18 protein-coding genes are annotated in these 20600 nt (G+C 41.1%); 5 read left to right on the forward strand and 13 right to left on the reverse strand.

Translation table 11 applies throughout. The features are described 5' to 3' along the window. Positions 1-387: 387 nt before the first annotated feature. A complete protein-coding gene (locus tag RRG12_RS38470) occupies positions 388-1407 on the forward strand; it encodes a mechanosensitive ion channel family protein (RefSeq protein WP_069073884.1) in 1020 nt (339 codons plus the stop codon). A 96-nt stretch (positions 1408-1503) separates the two neighbouring features. On the opposite strand, the gene RRG12_RS38475 is transcribed toward RRG12_RS38470, so the two are convergent. Both RRG12_RS38475 and RRG12_RS38480 read right to left on the reverse strand, forming a co-directional pair. Next, positions 1504-2283 (reverse strand): MBL fold metallo-hydrolase, encoded by a 780-nt coding sequence (locus RRG12_RS38475; protein ID WP_420762826.1) that lies wholly within the window; start codon positions 2281-2283, stop codon positions 1504-1506. A 92-nt stretch (positions 2284-2375) separates the two neighbouring features. After that, positions 2376-4064: an S-layer homology domain-containing protein gene (locus RRG12_RS38480; RefSeq protein ID WP_420762827.1), complete on the reverse strand. Its 1689-nt coding sequence runs from the start codon at positions 4062-4064 to the stop codon at positions 2376-2378. Between the two features lie 170 nt (positions 4065-4234). Between RRG12_RS38480 and RRG12_RS38485 the strand changes: the two genes are divergently transcribed. Together RRG12_RS38485 and RRG12_RS38490 are read left to right on the forward strand one after the other, a co-directional pair. Then, positions 4235-5137: an alpha/beta fold hydrolase gene (locus RRG12_RS38485; protein WP_420762828.1), complete on the forward strand. Its 903-nt coding sequence runs from the start codon at positions 4235-4237 to the stop codon at positions 5135-5137. A gap of 604 nt (positions 5138-5741) precedes the next feature. Further along, positions 5742-6800, forward strand: a complete 1059-nt coding sequence (locus tag RRG12_RS38490) for a serine/threonine protein kinase (protein ID WP_420762829.1) — start codon at positions 5742-5744, stop codon at positions 6798-6800. 202 nt (positions 6801-7002) lie between these two features. Here the strand turns inward: RRG12_RS38490 and RRG12_RS38495 are convergent, their stop codons facing one another. The 7 genes from RRG12_RS38495 to RRG12_RS38525 all read right to left on the reverse strand — a co-directional run bounded on the left by RRG12_RS38495 (position 7003) and on the right by RRG12_RS38525 (position 13908). Beyond that, a complete protein-coding gene (locus tag RRG12_RS38495) occupies positions 7003-8394 on the reverse strand; it encodes a malic enzyme-like NAD(P)-binding protein (RefSeq protein WP_069073889.1) in 1392 nt (463 codons plus the stop codon). Positions 8395-8684: 290 nt separating this feature from the next. Further along, positions 8685-9431 (reverse strand): creatininase family protein, encoded by a 747-nt coding sequence (locus tag RRG12_RS38500; RefSeq protein WP_420762830.1) that lies wholly within the window; start codon positions 9429-9431, stop codon positions 8685-8687. Positions 9432-10067: 636 nt separating this feature from the next. Further along, complete coding sequence (locus tag RRG12_RS38505; RefSeq protein WP_420762831.1) at positions 10068-10340, reverse strand: cupin domain-containing protein; 273 nt, start codon at positions 10338-10340, stop codon at positions 10068-10070. A 26-nt stretch (positions 10341-10366) separates the two neighbouring features. Continuing rightward, the gene (locus RRG12_RS38510) at positions 10367-10726 is read right to left on the reverse strand and encodes a Mo-dependent nitrogenase C-terminal domain-containing protein (RefSeq protein WP_069073892.1); all 360 of its coding nucleotides are present in this window, start codon (positions 10724-10726) and stop codon (positions 10367-10369) included. 596 nt (positions 10727-11322) lie between these two features. Continuing rightward, positions 11323-12789: a protein kinase domain-containing protein gene (locus RRG12_RS38515; protein WP_420762832.1), complete on the reverse strand. Its 1467-nt coding sequence runs from the start codon at positions 12787-12789 to the stop codon at positions 11323-11325. Positions 12790-12837: 48 nt separating this feature from the next. Beyond that, positions 12838-13386, reverse strand: a complete 549-nt coding sequence (locus RRG12_RS38520) for a GIY-YIG nuclease family protein (protein ID WP_420762833.1) — start codon at positions 13384-13386, stop codon at positions 12838-12840. Positions 13387-13578: 192 nt separating this feature from the next. Beyond that, complete coding sequence (locus RRG12_RS38525) at positions 13579-13908, reverse strand: hypothetical protein (protein WP_420762834.1); 330 nt, start codon at positions 13906-13908, stop codon at positions 13579-13581. Between the two features lie 262 nt (positions 13909-14170). On the opposite strand from RRG12_RS38525, the gene dhaL reads away from it, so the two are divergent. After that, positions 14171-14809 carry a dihydroxyacetone kinase subunit DhaL gene (dhaL, locus tag RRG12_RS38530; RefSeq protein WP_420762835.1) on the forward strand — a complete coding sequence of 213 codons (639 nt, stop codon included), beginning with the start codon at positions 14171-14173 and terminating at the stop codon, positions 14807-14809. A gap of 35 nt (positions 14810-14844) precedes the next feature. Beyond that, positions 14845-15162 (forward strand): hypothetical protein, encoded by a 318-nt coding sequence (locus RRG12_RS38535; protein WP_420762836.1) that lies wholly within the window; start codon positions 14845-14847, stop codon positions 15160-15162. 117 nt (positions 15163-15279) lie between these two features. On the opposite strand, the gene RRG12_RS38540 is transcribed toward RRG12_RS38535, so the two are convergent. The 4 genes from RRG12_RS38540 to thrB all read right to left on the reverse strand — a co-directional run bounded on the left by RRG12_RS38540 (position 15280) and on the right by thrB (position 20514). Next, positions 15280-16608 (reverse strand): IS4 family transposase, encoded by a 1329-nt coding sequence (locus RRG12_RS38540; RefSeq protein WP_420762839.1) that lies wholly within the window; start codon positions 16606-16608, stop codon positions 15280-15282. A 349-nt stretch (positions 16609-16957) separates the two neighbouring features. Next, the gene (locus RRG12_RS38545) at positions 16958-18577 is read right to left on the reverse strand and encodes a tetratricopeptide repeat protein (RefSeq protein WP_420762837.1); all 1620 of its coding nucleotides are present in this window, start codon (positions 18575-18577) and stop codon (positions 16958-16960) included. A gap of 470 nt (positions 18578-19047) precedes the next feature. Further along, complete coding sequence (locus RRG12_RS38550) at positions 19048-19557, reverse strand: hypothetical protein (RefSeq protein WP_420762838.1); 510 nt, start codon at positions 19555-19557, stop codon at positions 19048-19050. Between the two features lie 42 nt (positions 19558-19599). Beyond that, on the reverse strand, positions 19600-20514 hold the full coding sequence (gene thrB / locus RRG12_RS38555; protein WP_069073766.1) for a homoserine kinase: 915 nt from the start codon (positions 20512-20514) through the stop codon (positions 19600-19602). Between the last annotated feature and the right edge of the window lie 86 nt (positions 20515-20600).

A 20600-nucleotide genomic window follows, 5' to 3' on the forward strand; every position in this document is an offset into this window, starting at 1 on the left:
GTCGTGGTGGCAATGCCCCTGTCAATTGGTCTATCTTACACAATTTTTTCATTACGATCGCCCGCAAACTCGGTTTCCGAACTATTCCTCAAGCACAACGCGCCCTCTCCAATCAACTGCACAAAGTTTTTTCTTTCTTTGTATGAAACCACCCTGCTTTATAAGGGGGGACTAAGGGGGGTAACAACGCAATTAAAATCACAGTCAATCACTTTTCAAACAACCTCTTAGACTTCATAAGTATCTGCTAGATATAAAATGCGTTCAGATTATTTTTTCTCAAAGCCGAGAGATAGTTGATTGTTTGTACTAACAAGGTAAAAATTAGCTATAATCACAGCAAAAATACTCCTCTTCTAAATCTAAAATTCCAAATTTAAAATTGATATGATCGAATGGATTCCGCCCATAGCATTTATTCTAGCTGGCTTACTGGCTGGGATAATTGGTGAAAAAGTTATCTTCAAAAAACTGGAGAAATTCGTTAATAATAAACGAATTGCGGGGGGTAATATTATATTTCACTCTCTGCACCGCATGACTTTTATTTGGTTTGTCATTGGCGGTTTGTTTTGGGCAATTCTGAGTTCTCCCCTCAAACCAGATGTTGCCATTGTACTGCAAAAAATTCTGACGATCGCACTGCTGTATTCTGTAACCCTAGTTTTAGCAAGATTGACTGCTGGTTTTGTTAATTTATTTATTCGCAGAACGGAAGGGGTTCCCACATCACTAATTTCTAACCTTGCTAAGATTACTGTTTTAGTTTTGGGAACATTAATCATATTGCAAACGCTAGGTGTTCAAATTACGCCGATCATCACAACTTTAGGGATTGGTGGTTTAGCAGTTGGTTTAGCACTTCAAGACACACTTGCAAACTTGTTTTCTGGTTTTTACTTAATTATTTCTAAGCAAGTTAGAACCGGAGATTATGTGAAGTTAGATGCTGGTCATGAGGGATATATTATAGATATTTCTTGGCGCAATACAACAATAAGGGAAATCTCAAATAATATAGTAATTGTTCCCAATTCTAAGTTGTCTTCTGCCATTTTCACCAACTATCATTTACCCGCCAAGGAAATTACTTTAACAATGGATGTAGGTGTCAGTTATGATAGCGATTTGGAACAGGTTGAAAAAGTGACTGTAGAGGTTGCCAAAGAAGTCATGCAAGAAATTGCACCAGAATTAAAAGGAATTGAACCATATATCAGATTTCATACTTTTAATGATTTTAGTATAGATTTTACGCTTTATATGCGCGTCAATGAATATTTTGATCAGCGCATTGGGAAACATCTATTTGTTAAGAAGTTACATAAACGCTATCAGAAAACCGGAATTCAAATTCCTTTTCCGATTAGGGAAGTGTATATGCAAAAGAATTCAGCGATGGAATGAAATTAGCCCTGGCGACTAGAAGTCACGGCTATACAGACGAAACCCGCCTGCGCGGGTTGAAAACCTCGATTTGTAATCGCTAGGGCTAGGTGTAACTTAGATTGCTAATGCTCGTTTTTCTAATGGTAGTTCAAAGCGATCGCCTGGTTTCGGCTCAAGCACCTGCGTAGAAAAATTGTTTTTTTCTAGTAACGAACGAAATTCCTCAGCACTTCCTGTAGTCTGGATGAGTTTCATCAGCAATCCTTCAAAGGACACATCCCCACCAGCCGCCGTAGGTAATATTACTTGAGGTTGTAAAGATTTCACTACTTCCAAAGCACTATTTTTACCTTTAATAATCGGCCCAAGCAAAGGCAATGTCATGTCAATAAACGGTGTAATCACGACATCGATAGGTGCAGATTGCTGAAGTTGTGAAGAATGATACCCATGAGGCTCGTAGTATACAGTTAAACCACTTTCCAATTCTTTGAGGAGATAACTATTTTCTATCAGAGTGGGGCCAATGGGCGAACCAGGGAAAGCCTTGATTTCAACTTGATTATTTAAAGTGAAACTTTCACCATGAGCAAGAGTAGTTACCTGGGTGTAACCTAACTTCTGTACTACCTTGGCTGCATTGGGAGAAGCTACAACCTTGATGTTGTGATCTAGCAGCTTGAGGGTGGCTGGGTGAGTATGGTCTTCTAAACCCTGAGAGAGCAGGATCAAATCAATATTATCTGGGATTGGGCGATTTTGCGATCGCGAACCTTTAAATAACCAATCCAAATTGCTGAAGATTAACGAACCAACCAGCCAAGGGTCAATTAGTATTCGTTTTCCGCCAATTTCCAGTAGCCAAGAGTTACTGTCTAACCAAGTTAAAAACATAAGTTTTGTGAAGATAACACCTATCTTCATTATCAATCGTATCAGCTTTCTTAGAAGAGAGACGATTAATCGCCTCTCTTAAAAAAATGCTATTACCTATTACCAGGAGTACGTCCACCTTCATCGTTACTGCCACCGTGAGGGCGGGAATTACCTGGATCACATCCCTCAGCACCATTACCTATTCCTTGGTTGCAATTACGACGCGGTTTCCTGCCCTCTGTTGAAGTTTCAGTCTGTTCCTCAACTGCAACTTGTTGTTGTTGCCCAACGACGTACTGCGAGGAGATATTTGCTACCTGTCCAGTACTAGATAAAGCCTGGTATAGCAAAGCAGATACTTCAGACCTGGTTGCTACCCGTTCAGCATTTAGCATCTTTACATTAGGATAGTTGACGACTATACCGCGTTGTGTGAGTGCAGCAATCAGACTGCGATATTCACGACGAATAGTAGTTGCATCGCTGTAAACAGATAAGATTGTATCCGTGGAACCACTGCTTTGATAATTTAATCCCTGTGCTAATGCTACCAAAATATCAAGGCGAGAAAGGCTTTGGCTGGGGTTGAAACCTTTGCCAACAACAGCGTTTAAAAAGCCCATTTGATAAACTTCGCTGATGGCATTGTAAGCCCAATATTGAGTTGAGACATCTTTAAATGCGATCGCTCGACGAATTTTCCCCTTGGTAAAGGCTTTCCGTAGCATTGCCGCAAACTGGGCACGAGTTACTGGTGCATCAGGGCGAAAAGTTCCATCAGGAAAACCTTCGAGAATTTCCATTGAGGCCAACTCGGCAATAAAATCTTTAGCCCAGTAGTTTGTGGAAACATCAGAAAACCCAACTTGGAGAGCGCGAGACATCCCAACTTGGCGATAATTCATCAGCATTTGGCTGATGTCGTAGCTAGAGTTATCGCTGACTTCAATCACCTGCACCAAACTACCTGGAGTCGCTTGCAAAGCCTCTGCCAAGTCGGAACTAAAGACGCTCACGAACGACTGACGCACTAAAGCATACTCACCCTGAGTGAAAGAGAGGGGATAAACGCTGGTTTCTGCAATTGTTGATAAACCTTCTACTTGGAACTGACTACCTTGGAAGGTTTGAGAACTGCTTAGGAAACTAACACGTTGGTCGCTGACTTGGGTGAAGTAGTCGTAAGTGGTAGTACCTGCGTCAATAGTGCCGTTTTGGTCAGCATCAACACCATAAACAGTACGAACGACTTGGTATTCTGTAGGTTTGGCTGACAAAACCAGGTTAACTGTGGTGTTTGCCGACAAACACTCAAATTCACTGTAGCCAATAAAGCGGTTTTGAACATCATACAATCGCACGACGATGCGATCGCTAGCTTTTAACCCCTTAGCAAATTTTGCCTTTTGCTTAATCTTGTATTTGTAATCGCCCAAAAAGCGCTCTTTTAAATAGCCCTTGCTACCTTTACTCTTGACAGAAATGCGAGCAATCACCTCTGACAAGTTACCCGATGGTTCCCAAATGGCAAGGCTAAAACCTGTTTTTTTGCCTTTTGTAGAAACACTACTACTGCGGCTTTCTGTGGTGATAGTTTGCCGCTCAATAGTAGTAGTACGACTCCTTGTTTCTACTTTTTTATCGGCTAAAAGTTGTTGACTTGTGGAATTATTAGATATTTGGGCGACGGTGGTAGAGAACCCTAAAGTTGCAGATGCAGAAGCTATTGGTGAAAATATTGCCACAGAGGTTGCAGCCAGAACAAACTTGCTCATTTGAGCAAAGTAACTTTGATTCATGTATTTCATCTCACACTACCATTCGTCTAAAAAGTCACAGGGGTATTTGGTATCCCTCGACTTATTAATCCCTTGGAGTGAATGGAACTAACATCTAATCATTGCTGAGTGAGAAGTTATGAGGTCAGAGAACATTACTATATTAAAGAAACACTTTATTAATCTTAATAATGACTGTAACGACACAGCAGCTTGCAACCCAAGACGCTTTTGAAAAATTCTTTTGGAATTGGCAGGGCTACAAAATTCAATACACTGTCATGGGCACTGGACGGCCTTTGGTTCTAGTTCACGGCTTTGGTGCTTCCATTGGACACTGGCGCAAAAATATTCCAGTTTTAGCTAATGCTGGCTACCAGGTATTTGCCATAGACCTTTTAGGTTTTGGCGGTTCCGAGAAAGCGCCCATTGATTACAGTGTGGAAGTTTGGGTGGAACTGCTGAAAGATTTCTGCACAGCACATATACACGAACCTGCTGTATTTATTGGCAACTCCATTGGCGCACTGTTGAGCTTAATTGTACTGGTTGAACATCCAGAAATTGCTGCTGGTGGTATTTTAATTAATTCTGCGGGTGGGTTGAGTCACCGTCCTCACGAATTGAACCCGCCGCTACGGATTGTGATGGCAACTTTTAATCGGTTTGTGCGATCGCCAATTACAGGTAAATTTGTCTATAACCGCATCCGCCAAAAAGCTCAGATTCGCCGTACCCTTTACCAAGTTTACCGCGATCGCCAAGCCGTCACCGATGAATTAGTCGATTTACTTTATACTCCCTCTTGCGACCCAGGAGCGCAACAAGTTTTTGCATCCATTCTCACAGCACCTCCTGGCCCAAGTCCAGAGGAACTATTGCCCAAAGTAGAACGTCCTATATTAGTGATTTGGGGTGCCGATGACCCTTGGACACCAATTACTGGGGCCAAGATTTACGAAAAGGCGCGTGAGAATGGCAAAGAAATCAAAATTGTTCCCATTCCCAATGCCGGTCATTGTCCTCACGATGAAGTTCCAAATGTTGTCAATGCCCAGATTATCGACTGGCTTGCACAATATCAAGAGTTATAAATTAGAAGTTAAGAGTGAGGAGTTAAAAGTGAAAACTGAAAAATTATTAGAAGTTTTACTCCTAACTCCTAACTCACAATTTGATAGTCAGTTAGTCAATATAGTGTTTCTCAATTGCATGAAATACAGACCTAACACCCAGCCCTGCAAGGCAAGGGGAGTAAGACTTAAAGCCTCTCTCCTTTTAGGCTACGGTGTACACACATCTTGGTAATGAAGCCCAAACTATTGATTTACCCCCCTTAATCCCCCCTTGCAAAGGGGGGAAATATCCGGTTCTCCCCCTTTGCAAGGGAGAGTTAGAGGGGGTGAAAAGGACTTGTGTGTACACCGTAGCCTTTTAGGAGAGAGGAATGGAAGTGAGGTCAAAAGTGTATTGCTTCCATTCGAGAACCGCTATAATTTCATGTCTAGACTCAAGACGAGGGCAAACTGTCCATTAACAACACTTGCGTATGACATTGAGCAAAGTGTCCGTCATCAAGAATAACTTTGTACCTATGCACCTGGGCGCGTGCAAGGTAAAAATTCGGCTAACAATCTGGGTGAGTCACTCTTATTTTTTATTGCACTTTGAAAAAATCAAACTCATCTGGTGAATGTAATGGAGCTTGATGTGCGTAATGAACATAAAGGAATAATTTCTTTAAGTCATCATCCAGATTTTTCCCAACAAGGCTATCAAGTCATCAGCGAACTAGGACGCAATCGAGAAGGGGGACGCATTACTTATTTAGCTAATGTCCTCAACTCTAATGAACAGGTGGTGATTAAAGAGTTTTGTTTTGCTCATGCAAGTGCGGATTTGTCAGGCATAAAAGCCTATGAACGCGAAATTGAAATCTTGCAACAACTGAATCATTCCCGCATTCCTCGCTATGTAGATTCCTTTGAAATACCAGGGGCTTTTTATATGGTACAGGAATATAAGAATGCCCCATCATTGGGTATAAGACGTAGCTTTCATCCTGAAGAAATTAAGCAAATTGGTTTGTCAATCTTAGAAATTTTGGTTTACCTGCAAAAGCAAGTTCCCTCAATTATTCATCGGGATATTAAGCCAGAGAATATTTTGGTTGATGAAAAACTAAATGCTTATCTGGTTGATTTTGGTTTAGCTAGGATACAGGGTGCAAAAATAGCTCTGAGCAGCTTTGTAGCCGGAACTCCAGGTTTTATGCCACCAGAGGAACAATTTGGTCATCCTCTTACGGAAGCATCAGATTTATATAGTTTAGGAGCAACGCTAATTTGCTTACTTACTAATACTCGTTCTGCTGAAATTGGGAAATTAATTGATGATAACTATCGATTTAATTTTCAGAAATTAGTTCCTCAAATCAGTCCACGTTTTCGGTTATGGTTGATGAGAATGGTAGAACGTAACCGGAAACGTCGCTATGCCAATGCGTCTTTTGCTTTAAAAACACTTCAGCGAATTCAGGTTCTTGGTACTGCCACCGAGATAGATACTTTAGTCACTACAATCAAACCTAGAAAACGAGCTACAGTGCTGGCGCTAGCCACTGCTGTGACATTGGCTGTGATTGGGGGAACTTTGATGAGTTGTCAGCCTGGTGATCGGGTTAGGCAATTGCTGGAAGCTACAGAATGTCAAGGCTTCGATTTCATCTCAAGTTGCCAAGAAAAAACCAGACGTTAAGAGTTTTACCCCACCCTAACCCTCCCCGATGCATTGGGGAGGGAACTAGATTTTCTTGTTTCCCCCCTTAGCAAGGGGGGATTAAGGGGGGTAATTCGACTTGTGTGTACACCGTAGGATGCATTGGGGAGATTAAGGGGGGTATATCGAAGGCTTGGGTTTCATTACCAAGATACCCATCCCATAAGAGTCGTTATTCTAATTAATTCCGAGCGATACCTTCTTCACGCGCTGCACGTTGCACAGCAGCAGCAACAGCAGTGACGACACGTTCATCAAAGACTGACGGAATAATATGTTCTCGATTCAAATCTGAAGGCTTGACTAAGGAGGCGATCGCACTTGCAGCTTCTAGGTACATTTTGATGGTAATTGTCTGGGCCCGACAATCTAAAGCACCACGGAATACCCCAGGAAAAGCTAACACGTTATTGATTTGATTCGGGTAGTCACTGCGACCGGTCGCGATGACAGCAACATCTTGACTGATTAATTCTGGCTGAATCTCTGGAATGGGATTTGCCATTGCAAACACAATTGCGTCTTTCGCCATCGAATGTACCATTTCTGGTGTCAAAACTCCCGGTACACTGACACCAATAAATACATCTGCGCCTTGCATTGCACCCGCTAATGTACCCTGAGCTTTCACTGCAAATTCGAGTTTTTCTTCTGTCAAATCGGTGCGACTAGTAGAGATAATCCCTTTAGAATCGCACATCCAGATTTTTTCTGCCCCAGCTTTCCTCAGTAACCGAGCGATCGCCACTCCAGCCGCCCCAGCACCGTTAATCACGATGCGGATTTCCCCCATTGCCTTATTTACTAGCTTGAGAGAATTGAACAACGCTGCCAAGGTGACAATCGCTGTACCATGCTGATCATCATGAAAAACGGGGATATCTAACTCTTGGCGCAATCTTTTTTCAATTTCAAAGCAGCGAGGTGCAGCGATATCTTCTAAATTCACGCCCCCAAATACTGGAGCAATATTCTTAACTGCCTGGATAATTTCTTCTGTGTCTTGGGTAGCAAGGCAGATGGGAAAAGCATCCAGTCCGGCAAATTCTTTGAACAGCATTGCTTTGCCTTCCATAACTGGGAGAGCCGCTGCTGGGCCGAGATTTCCTAAACCCAAAACGGCACTACCATCGGTAACAATAGCAACAGTGTTTTGTTTGATGGTTAAATTGTAAACTTCCTCTGGGTCTTGAGCGATCGCTGTGCAAATTCGACCAACTCCGGGTGTGTAAGCCATTGCTAGATCGGAAACACTCTTGAGAGGAATTCTGCTGGTAATGCTAATTTTGCCACCACGATGCAAATTAAAGGTGCGATCGTAGACACTGAGTAACTTGATATCTGGCAATGCTTTGACTGCTTGCACAATGGTTTCAGCGTGTTCGGTACTAGCAGCATCCACAGTCAAATCGCGGGTGGACTCTTTGCGGGTTTGCTCAATTAAATCAATTTGACCGAGATTACCGCCAGTGGTTGCGATCGCCTGGGTTACTGACGCCAGCATCCCTACACGATTAGGAATCTGCAAGCGCAGTGTCAAACTAAAACTAGAATTAGGAGTTAGGTCTGCCATGTTGATTTTGGATTTTAAGTTTTAGATTTTATATTGAATTGAGACAAAAACTAAAATCTGAGATTTTTAGCCGGTGAAAACACAATGAATGTAAACTCTTGAGATAACCACCAGTAGTTAGTTTACTCACTGCTCACAGTTTTGATAATTCTTTTTATAAAAAAGACCCTGAAAACACTCCGAAAGTTAACGCTTGAGGAGAGAACCACCTCTGGGTGACATACCGCAAGGGGTTTCGTCTAAGTGGACTCGTTGAATTAAGAATCTCCGTGGCTGGAGTTAGGAAAGTGTCAATCTGCGTTCACAAATTCCAAATACCCCTTGCTAAGTTCTTTCACCGCCAAATCATAAAATTGCTTACCGTGTTCTGGCGTTGCTAAAGCCGGATTTGATCCCATGCGTCCATCTGGATAATGCACTCGAAAGTCAGCTGCGCTATAAATCCTATGTCCACTTGCAACTTCTGGTGAAAGAGGTGCTTGCTTAATCGCCTCTGGATAAACGTACTGGGTGAGAGCTACTTCACTTGGAGTTGCATGAGAACCTTCTTGATCCCCATATAATTCTTTAGCTAGCTTATATACAGAACCGCACATAAACCAGTTTGCAACTTGACATTGCACCTGTTGAGCATTGGGAATCTGCAAATCTTCTAAATGAGCGTAAGTTTCTGAAAAAGCCGCTTTGAGAGTAGCGATGTTCCCGCCGTGTCCGTTAATAAAGTAGAACTTGCTAAAACCAGCTTTGGCTAAACAAGTTACATAATCTCGCACTACTTGAATCAAAGTACTGGGACGCAGACTGATTGTGCCTGGAAAAGCAGTATGATGCAGTGCCATACCCACATTGATTGTAGGGCCAACGATCGCTTGGGTTGCATCACCAACACCAGTTGCGATCGCTTCTGCACAAATCGCATCAGTGCCAATTAACCCCGTTGGCCCATGTTGTTCTGTGGAACCAATAGGGAAAATAATCCCCTTGGACTGCTGTAAATAAGCTTCAACTTCTTGCCAAGTACTTAAATGCAGTAACATCGTTAATGATTTTCCTCTATAAAATTGCCGTGGGATCAAACCTTTTTCTGCTAAAGAGCATATAAACTCCCACTAATACGATTATGAACTCCCAAGATTCCCTGTGGTAGCGATCGCACAATAGACTTCTTGCAAAAGTCGGGGTAAAGGGGAAGGGGAAAAGGGTAAAGAAACTCAAAATCCTTTCCCTTTAACCTTTACCCCTTTCCCTCTCTTGCAAAAATATGTTTTTGCAAGAGGTCAAATATCCAATATCCCCAACTTCTTTGGGAAGCCGGGGATCATTATCTACTGTCAAATTTGGAGAAAATGAGACTATCTATTTTTTATTGAAAGCGGTGGGAAACTCCATACCACAAGTGGCGTGGAGTTTTTCATGAATATTGTTTAGGGAATGGAATCGCAACGAGTTTCGACAGATATAGGACTAATATTTGATTTCTGAAAAAACGTCTAAGCAAATTCGTTCAGAAATCAAAGCGGATTCCTATATGGATATAAGCAATTTACGGACTCTGCCACTTTATCCTACGATACTCGCCGCGAACTTCCCTATAATACAAATCAAAATTGAGTGATGAGATGTTGGTTTTCTGGATCATCAAGAAAACAAAGGGGATCAATTTTGAATCTTGACTAATCAAAGTAATAATGCTTCTTTACGTCCTTGGTAATTTCCCATGTGCAGGACATACCAGCGGGAAAAATCACTAAATCGCCTTTACCCATTTGCACTGGCTGTCCACCATCAGGAGTAACAATTACGTCTCCTTCCAAAAAGTAACAAGTTTCTTGAGAATCATAAGTCCAAGGAAATTTTGAGACTTCCTTTTTCCAAACTTCCCATTTAAATACACCTAATTCATTGAGATGTTCTTCTCTGGGTTGACGCTCAATTTTAATTTCCATATAGATGGTGTTTTCTCTAGTGATGTTCAGCAGTAGGATTGAATATCCTCTCCACATTGATCTACTAGATAACACAAAGCGCGAAAACGCAAGTAGACAAGTTCGTTATAAAGCGGATTGAGTTTGCACATTGGCGGAATGTGCGCTACTTTGCGGCCAAAAAGCATAATATCACGCTCGAATGGACACTGAGCGGGGATCAGTTTAGCAATAAATTTGGCTAATTTCTGATTCTGAATCTCAATTTTGTCCAGCCATTGACGTAATGGTTGCAGTAAATCTAATTTAGGTTGAACAAATTGCTTTTTACTACCTATTTGATTCTTTTCTTCTAAAGGTTTAATAAAAACAGGCAGAAAAATACGCTGATTATTTGTTTTAAGCATAGCTTTAGGCAAGGTTTTCCTTGTGTAGATGAACTATTTGCCGATTGGGAATATTGCCATGTAATGTGTCTAGTCATTTTGCATTGTGGAGATAACGAAGACAAGCACAATGCAAAAATTTTACATGCATCTCTGGAGAGAAATGGTTTAACTAATTGTTATTTAAACCCACCAAATCATGAATAACTGTCCCGTTAAATACAAAATAACAAAGAAAATATAAAAATGGCATTTCTTTAACTTATGGATTGCTAATCTCAAAGATAGCTATCTTATATATTGAATATAAATTCCTGGTTCTGAAACTGCCTAGTATCTGGAGATGTACTTTACGGCAGACAAATATAGTTTTTTTCTCACCCCATATACATTTCGCTAGGATTAGCCCCTAATATCTTTCGATTTTAGGGTATTTAATGTCTATAAATTTGTCTGATATACTACATAACCTAACCTGGATATTATCTAAATAAGTAGCAAAATTTTTTTTGATAAGTCCAAACTAAAATTAGGACTTACGCAAGGGCATGGGGCAAAATAGTTATAAGTTTTGAGTTCCCAGTGCTGAAATCCCCCACTGCCCCATTGCGAAAAACTTATTTTTTAAAATGTCTCAAGCCATAACGGTCTTGATATTTGCTGATATAGTCTACATTCTGTTGCTCTAATTTTGACAGCAATCTAAGTGGAAATGCTTTTGGTAAATATATAGGACGATACCAGGCTTGGTTATTAAAGTAATCTTGTAATTCCGGAGTATCAAAGCGGCGGCCGTGACTGGCAAAAACTGAATTTCGCATTATATCAAGTTCCAAACCGTTTTTACCATCCAAATCTGCATCAGTTACCTGTCTTTGGGAAAGCCATAAATAATTATTGACAGCGGTGGTATCTACTGGTGGTACTGATGTCGTTGAGGAAGGTATAGATTGAATTGGAACAGATGAGGGCGTTGGTGTAATTTTGGGAGTTTCTATCACTGGGGTGGTGACATTTGACGGTGTTTCTGTAGGTAATACCGTTTTGTCTGTTATGGGTTGAGAAGATTTTGGTAACACTTGACTAATAATCACAGATGCACCAATTAACCCACCTGCAATCAAACTGCCCATGAGGATATTATTCTGACTATTACCACTTTGAGGGCTAGGCTGTGGTTTGATTGGTACTGTCTGAGGTGGCGGTGCAGAGACTACAGTTGGTTGAGTCAAGAGGGGTTGCGTCGGTGGAATTGGATTTGCTATGCAAAGCATAGCATCCAGCATTGCTCTGGCTGTAGGATAGCGATCGCGCGGATGATAAGCGATCGCTTTATCAATCACTCCTGCCATAATTGGGCTAATATGACCAGCATACTGTCGCCAAACAATTTCACCCGTTTGGGAATCGGTTTCTAGTTGCTGCGCCTGTTTACCAGTCAGCAAATAAATTACCGTCATTCCTAAACTGTATAAATCACTAGAAAAAACTGGTCTACCTGCGGCTTGTTCACTCGGCATATAACCAGGTGTACCAATCACAATCGAACTGGTAGGATTGCCTTGAGAATTTACTACTGTTCCCATTGATTCCCGCACAGCACCAAAATCAATTAGCACCGATTTACCATCTTGATTACGCACAATGATGTTATCCGGTTTAATATCGCGGTGAACGATATGTCGAGAGTGGACGTAATCCAGGACAGGTAATAAATTCATGAATAATTCCTGGACAGCACCTTCACTAAATAGCCCCTGCTTTTGGACTTTTCCAGTTAGAGTATCGCCCTCAACCCATTCCTGAACTAAATAAAATTGTCCACCAGAGGAGAAGTAGGCATACAATGCCGGAATTTGGTCATTTGCACCACCAAGTTCTTCAAGAATCGCTGCTTCGCGTTGAAACCTCTCTTGCACTAACTGATAAATTTGGGGATTGTTGTGAATCGGTCTTAACTGTTTAACCACACAAGGACGCTTTGAAGGCATATACGTATCTTCTGCTAGATAGGTTTCACCAAACCCACCAGCACCCAGTGTACGGATAACTTGATAGCGATCGTTTAGCAGCTGTATTGTCATGGGAGATTACAAGTGATATTCATAAGATAGTTTTCCCCAAAACTACCTTCATTTCAAATCTAGTAAACCTTCTTCTTTCAATTTAGGATTGAAGCGAATTTCCATTTGCAAACCTCGCATTTCAAGTAATTGCTTTGAAATTTCTGCTTCTACTCTCCGCGCCACATTTTTAATAATTTTTCTTGTTGCTAATTCATCATTAGCTGGATTTTGATAATTTGCCTGTTCTTCAGGTGTCATTACCACTTTGACATCAATGGGATTAGTCCATTTTTCCTTGTTATCTCCATTTCCCCAAGGCACACTGCCATTTTCAGCAATCCAAGCATTTTCAGTATTTTCTAAAATTGTGCGACTAGGGCGTTCAATAGTTTGAACTTTAACCCAATAGCATTGCTGTGGCTGACGGACTAAATGTTGTTTGAGGCTAAGGTAAACATCACGAGAGTATCCTACAAATTGGAGTACTTTTTCTTGGTCAAAAATCGCATATATCCCGATTTTACCCTGAAATTGTTCGGGCAATTGACCCTGAGCGTCAATATAAGAAATGTATTCTAGGGTTGCCAAAGAAGAAAGATTTGTTTCAGTAGCCATAGATCAAATATCAAACTTGCTATTTGCCTTCAAAAGTGAAAATTGCTTAAATTGTAAGAATTCAGTAGTCAGAATTCAGAATAGTTAAATAATTAGGATAAAATTTGATCCATAAATGTGCTATCCATGCTGCATTCTTTTTAAATTCTGACTTCTGGGTGCTGAATTCTGGAATTAAATTTATCTTGAAAATTAACCATTACCCAATTTCTGGTAAATTGCACAAAGGCGACTGGGTTTAAAAATCTTAGCATTAAACATGAAATTTGGTGGTACGTTGATGATGGCATATTCATCAGATTCATGATACTTTTCAAATTCTGCTGGCATTCCTTTAGTGGTAGTTAGGCTGTAAGGAACTGGTTGGAAAATTAGTTCTGTAAATTTAACTTGCTCACACCCCAACTGTTGAGAAATTTGGTTTAAGAAAGCAGCGCTTGTCAATAAATTGAATAGAGTTTCTTGAGCTTGTGCTTCAAGAGTGAAACTGCCATCAAAGTTCTGGACGATTTTCAGGGGCATTTTCTGTATATGTAGTTATTAACGACTAAGTGATGAGAGAAAATAGGCAACATGTTGCACATAGTCATCTACTTTTTTGTGCAGATGAGCTTGGTAAAAAATTACCACTTTAAGATCAGCCTATTGGATTGTGGGACTTCTGTCAGCTACACGAGGAAGCTAGCATGGTTAAGAATCGTGAAGTTTAGCAGATTCTTATCGATAGGTGATTTTTCCTTAAATAACAGTCTGAAACCGTCTTTAAATTACGAATTATTTTAATATGGTGAGTCAAGCGCAGATATTACAATGGTTGCAGGCATTTGCAACAGAGATAGAGCAGAATAAAGCCTATTTGACAGAATTAGATGCTGCGATCGGAGATGCTGACCACGGAATCAATATGGATCGAGGCTTCAAAAAAGTAAGCGCTCAGTTACCAACTCTTACAGACAAAGACATCAGCAGCATTTTCAAAGCCGTGAGTATGACCTTGATTTCTTCTATTGGCGGTGCCAGTGGCCCTCTTTATGGCAGCTGGTTTTTACGAGCAAGTACAGCAGTAGTTGGTAAGCAAAAATTAACAGAACAAGATGTTTTAGGGATACTCCAAGCAGGCTTAGACGGCGTGGTGCAACGTGGAAAAGCGCAACTAGGAGATAAAACAATGGTGGATGTGCTATCTCCGGCTGTAGCTGCTTGTGGGCAAGCTGTAGAAGAAAGTCAGGGAACGCTGGAAGCTATGCAAAAAGCTGTAGCAGCAGCCCAAAGGGGGTTGCAACAAACTATACCGATGCAGGCGAAAAAAGGACGGGCTAGCTACCTGGGGGAACGGAGTATTGGACATCAAGATCCAGGAGGGACTTCTGCTTATTTGATGTTGAAGAGTTTGTTAGAGGTATTGGGAAGTTCCGGAGAATAAAAAATTTTCTGAAATTATTATTCTTTTTCAGGATAATGACATTAAACTATGCGCCTAGAGTATTGATGGCGCATGAAGATGTCCTTGAGAAAGCAGCCAATATGACATCAAGTGGATCAAATAAAATTAATGCCGTTGAAGTGGATGGCATCCAGTTTGAAACTTTAGTACCGGAGCGAATGTTGTGCTTACCAAAAAAAAATCTAATACAGAAACTTTTGAGCAATTTGGAATTTTTATTACCAATACCGCCAGGATATTTTTCTCCTAAATATTCTGTACAGATTGGTATACGGATTACTAATAACACCCTAACTCCTCTTAGAGGTTGTTTTAAAAGTATTTTGGTGTGATTTTAGACACGTTTAGATCCCCCCTAACCCCCCTTAAAAAGGCTACGGTGTATACACAAGTATCAAATAGCTGATTAACCAAGGGTTTACCCCACCCTAACCCTCCCCTTGTAAAGGCTACCGTGTATACACAAGTCCACCCAGAGCGAGTTTCCAGCCAAGAAAGATAGATTCAAATTGTCTTAAACCATGAACAAGAGTAGGCATTCCAGGAGGTCTACCAGAAGTATAACCAGACCATCCACCAAGTCGAGCAATGATCCAAGTAGCCCAGGGCAAACAACCACGTGGATAAGGATTTTGCAGTTTTTTAGTATCGCCTTCAACAGAAGATTGAATCCCAGATAAGCATTGCTGCTGTTCAAGACAAAAGGTAAGCTGGGCAGAAAGTTGAGTATTATCGCGTCCTTCAACCATTTGTAAGGTTCGCACGGCTACGGACAAAGCAAGAATTGTTAGGCGTTGGATTGCAATACTAGACTCTAACTGAGTCGCTTCTATATTCAATCCAGCTTTTTTGAGAGTGGCAAAAAGTTGTTCAATTTTCCATCGCCATCCGTACCACTGAATCACTCGCAGTGCTTGTTCCAAGCAGACAACAACGTGAGTGGTCAGCAACCGCCAATGAATCGGTTCTTGTCCTGCGGGTGGTTGGACTTCTAGAGCTTCAACAGCAAAAAGAGTGACGCTAGGAGGATAGCCAAAAACGCTTAATTTATCGGGGCGTTGAATCTCAACTCGTCCACAACGAACAATAAGCAAAGCTTCTCTTGGCATTCGCTTTCGACGTGGGTCTGCGGGAACGTTAATTATATAAGAACCTTCACAGGGCTGTTGACTCAAATAGTTGAATAGTGATTGAGACTGTCCTAACAATCTACGGTCTTGACAAGCTCGAATCAGCAAATGATTATTTTTGTTGGGTATGGTGGCAAATTCCTCAAATAGATCCGATTCGCGGTCGCCAATATGAGTTACCATTTTTGCTCCACCCACTTCAAAGCATCGCTTACTACTGAATGCCGATGCTAACCATTTGTAAGATTCTTTCTCCTCAATTGGTAAATTTTTATAATCTCGTTGATGTTTGTCTGCATGGTTTGTGGCTCGGCTCCACAGTTTTACAGTGCTTAATCCTAGTGGAAATCCACTCTCACTATCCAATACCAATGTTGGATGGATATAAAACCCTACATCTGTGTTATTTCCTACTACTCCTAATCCTGAGGGTGACAGCCTACCTGCATGAGACTGTAAGTTAATTTCGCTACTATCGCTGATTGCCAATACGTGCCGTTGTCCCACCTGAAGCTGGCAATCATCCGAAAGGCTACGTACTAATTCTGATAGTGTTACGTTTTCATTCTCCAAAAACCGATAATAACCCATCTGTTCTGCCCAATTTCGACTGATTTGCCGGATATTTATCGATTGGTACTGACGAATCGCCTCATATAATGCTGCCCCCTTTTTATCAACCTTGGGTCTCCAAATGCCGTTCCTGGTGTCGTCGAAGCATGAATTAAGATGGGATTATTCATAGTTTTTGCTTTTCAAAAATCCTCTGCACCTACTTTACATCTGACTTGTGTATACACGGTAGCCCCTTTGCAAGAGGAGGGTTAGGGTGGGGTAAAACCCTGCTTAATCAGCTATTTCAGACTTGTTGTATACACGGTAGCTTAAAAAAGTGGGAACTGGAATCAAAGTCTCCCAATTTATCGGGAGATTTAGAGGGATATAAAACTTTTAATACCAACAAAAAGACTTTTAAAACATCCTCTTAGCCAATTGTCTAGAAGTTTAAAATATCTAATGATTCTTCTATTTCTAAATCTACGATTCTTTCTCGTGTATCTTTGAGTGCTTCTAACTTACCTTCTTTACGATATATATCTGCCGCTTTTTGAAAGTCTGCAATTGCTCCCTGTTTATCTGCGATTTCTAAACGAATATTGCCACGATTGTAATAAGCATCAGCATAATTTGAATGAATCTGTATAGCTTGAGTATAATCTTCAATTGCTCCCTCAAAATCTCCTAAATCTGAACGAGCATTACCACGGTTATAAAAAGCATCGGCATAATTAGGATTCATCTGAATTGCTTGAGTATAATCTTCAATTGCTCCCTCAAAATCTCCTAAATCTGAACGAGCATTACCACGTTTTTTATAAGCTATGGCATCTTGAGGATTAATCTTGATTGCTTGGGGAAATCCCGGTTGATATCCTAATAAATAACGAGCAATTCCACGGTTTTTATAAGCATCAGCATAATGGGGGTTAATTTTAATGGCTTGGGTATAATCCTCAATTGCTCCTTGATTATCTCCTACATGAGAACGAGCTTCAGCCCGGTTTTTATAGGCTACGGCAACATTAGGATTAATTCTAATAGCTTGGGTATAATCATTAATGGCTTCTTCTAATCGACCCAGTTGATATAGGGCTAAACCTCGTTTATTGTAAGATTTTGCATCATGAATATTTATCTGGATTGCCTGAGAATAATCTGCAATCGCAGCTTCATAATCTCCTATTTGATAGTGAGACAAACCTCTTTTGTAATATAAATCTAAATCAGTATAATTGGCTTTTAAAGCTTGATTATAGTTGGTAATTGCGTTTGTATATTCTCCTTTTTCAAAACATTCATCACCTAATTTTGCATAAAGTATATTTAAATCTTCATCACGATATTCAGGTTGGAAAGAAGATTTTATTAAATGATTATTAGTTGGCTTAGATAGAATTTCCTGTTTCGGAAGATATTTATAAATTGGTGGTTGTTGCCTAGAAGAATTATTTATAGAAGATTGTAACTGTTCTAAATAGCACCATAAACCACCACCATATAGTAATTGCTCTATTCCAAAGGAAATTTTACCAGTTTTCAACTTAATCATCCGGGTTGGGAGAAAGCCAGCCAAAAAAAGGTGATACTCAGATTGTGCTTCACTCACATCCTCTTGAATCAAAATGCAAACTACAACTGCATTTTTTTCGACTTCTTCAGAACTAATTGACCATCTTACTCTGTCAATTCGACCATGACGAGATTTAACCTCAATACCAATAGATGGGTCAGAAGTCAAGGTAAAATCTATATTGCCATCGCCGCCGAATCGCTTTTCATAATCGACTTCGGTAATAAAATCAGCTAAACGTTCTTTGACAACTTCCTCACCCAACTTACCTTTGAGATAACTAATAAAAACATCACGGACTGGTAAAACACGCTTATATTTCTCAGCCATCAGCCAGCAAAATTCCCGTAATGCCCTTAACCTTTCTCCAGAGATGATAGTTAATTCACTATATTGACCTTCGGTTTCACAATGAAGCAGAGAACCAGATGTTAACCTTTTAATAAAATCAGACTGTAGCGATCGCAGTAGTGTAATCCAGTCCATTTATATTTCTGCGAATCTTTTAATGAGATTATTCTATTAAAATATCCATTCGGCGTAAACCTTTTAATTACCTTGCAGGATTTACATCAGTTTTGAAGGTGCAACCATGTCTGATTATGCCAGAGTTTGAGGAGTTGGGAGAGTGCGATCGCTGGGGATAATATAGCAGGAGGCAGGAGGCAGGAGGCAGAAGGCAGGAGGCAGGAGGCAGGAGGCAGAAGGCAGGAGGCAGGAGGCAGGAGGCAGGAGGTAAAAGTATTACTATTCCTAGCCTTGGGGTTTTCAAAATGTCCTAACCTATGTGGCTACGGCTATACATGAAATATTAATTAGCTAACCACCAAGATCGCAAATGACCCCAAATTACAACCCCAAGCTAAAGCCTCTCACCGACCTCGCTTGCGGGGAGAGGGTGGTGTTGTCTACGACACACTCTTGCGTTCGACCTCCTCCCTCCTGAATCTAAAGCATTAAACGATCCTGTTGACAATTGTCCAAACTTCCCCATCAGAGCGGACGTAAGGAACAGAGATTGTTTTGAATCCAGTGATGAAGGGTTTGTAATAAATCTGCCAATACATTGGACTGAGTTGATTGGCACAAGCTTTAAGAAAACGGACTTCTGCCGCCAGTTCACCTGCTAGTTGATTAATGCGTTGAGCATGAACCTGTGCTACTTCTTTCGCTTCCTCTAACTGCTGCTGGATGAGAAGTTGTTTTGATTCACCTTGCGATCGCACTAGCTTACCTTGTTTTTGTTTTATCTGCCCTTCCAAAGCGGCGATCGCTGCATCTATGCCCTGGAGTTCAATTGATAATTGGGCATTTTCTCTGGCTTGACGGCGATACGCCTCCACCATTGCCTGGGGTGATTCATTCTCGCCAGAGATGACATTATTAATAGTGAGTTCAGCGCGTTCTTCTAGGAGAATCTGAATTTGAGATTTAAGCGCTGCCATTTCAGCCTGAATTTGCTCCATAAATCGAGTTTTAAGTGCTGAGTAAAATAGTTATCTGATTTGTTAAAAGCTTTTTGCACCTTGGGTATCGAGAGAAAGCGATCGCACCTCGGCTGTAATTCCTTCTTCTTGCCAAGCAGCTAACATCGCCGCCTCCACAGCCTCCGAGTGTAATTTATCTGCCAAAGCTAACAGTGTCGGCCCCGCACCACTAATTACCATACCATAAGCACCAGCACTAACAGCTGCGATGTTGAGAGCATCATAACCAGGAATCAAAGCTTTGCGATAGGGCTGATGCAATCTATCTTGCAAAGCCGTTTTTAACCATTGTCCGTTACCAGTTTCCAAGCCGCGCAACAATAACCCCAAATGTGCTGTATTAAAAATCGCGTCGGCACGACTTACCTCAGTGGGGAGAACACCCCGCGCCTCTGAAGTAGAAAGTTCAAAATTAGGAATAGCCACAACTGGTACAACATCTTTATGCCAAGGAACATCACAAATTTCCCAAGCTGTACCACTGGTAGCAGCGAGACGACATCCTCCCAACAAAGCTGGAACTACATTATCAGGATGTCCTTCCATTGCGATCGCTAACTCCATCACCTGCGACTGACTCATCGGCGCACCCTCCAGTTGATTCGCAGCAACTAACCCACCAACAATTGCTGTCGCCGAACTACCCAAACCCCTCGCCAACGGCACACCTAATTTAATCTCTATTTTCACAGTTGGCGGCGTCTGCTCTATATGCTGATAGAACTTGACAAAGGCTTGGTAAAGGAGATTACTCTCATCAGTTTGGACTCGTTCAGCTTCCGAACCCGTGACATGAATAGTTAACCCGCCCTCTTCTAGGCGAGTGAACTTGAACTCGTTGTACAGCTTTAATGCTGCACCGATGCAATCAAAACCAGGCCCCAAATTCGCAGTTGTGGCAGGAACAGTAACAGTGATGGCAGAAACAAGAGACATTGGTAAAACTCACTAATCATCAACTAGCATCCCATGTAAAGGGTTGATTTGTTTCTTATACCAATTTAATGTGAAGTTGCACATAT

The sequence above is a fragment of the Nostoc sp. CALU 546 genome, assembly GCF_048836525.1.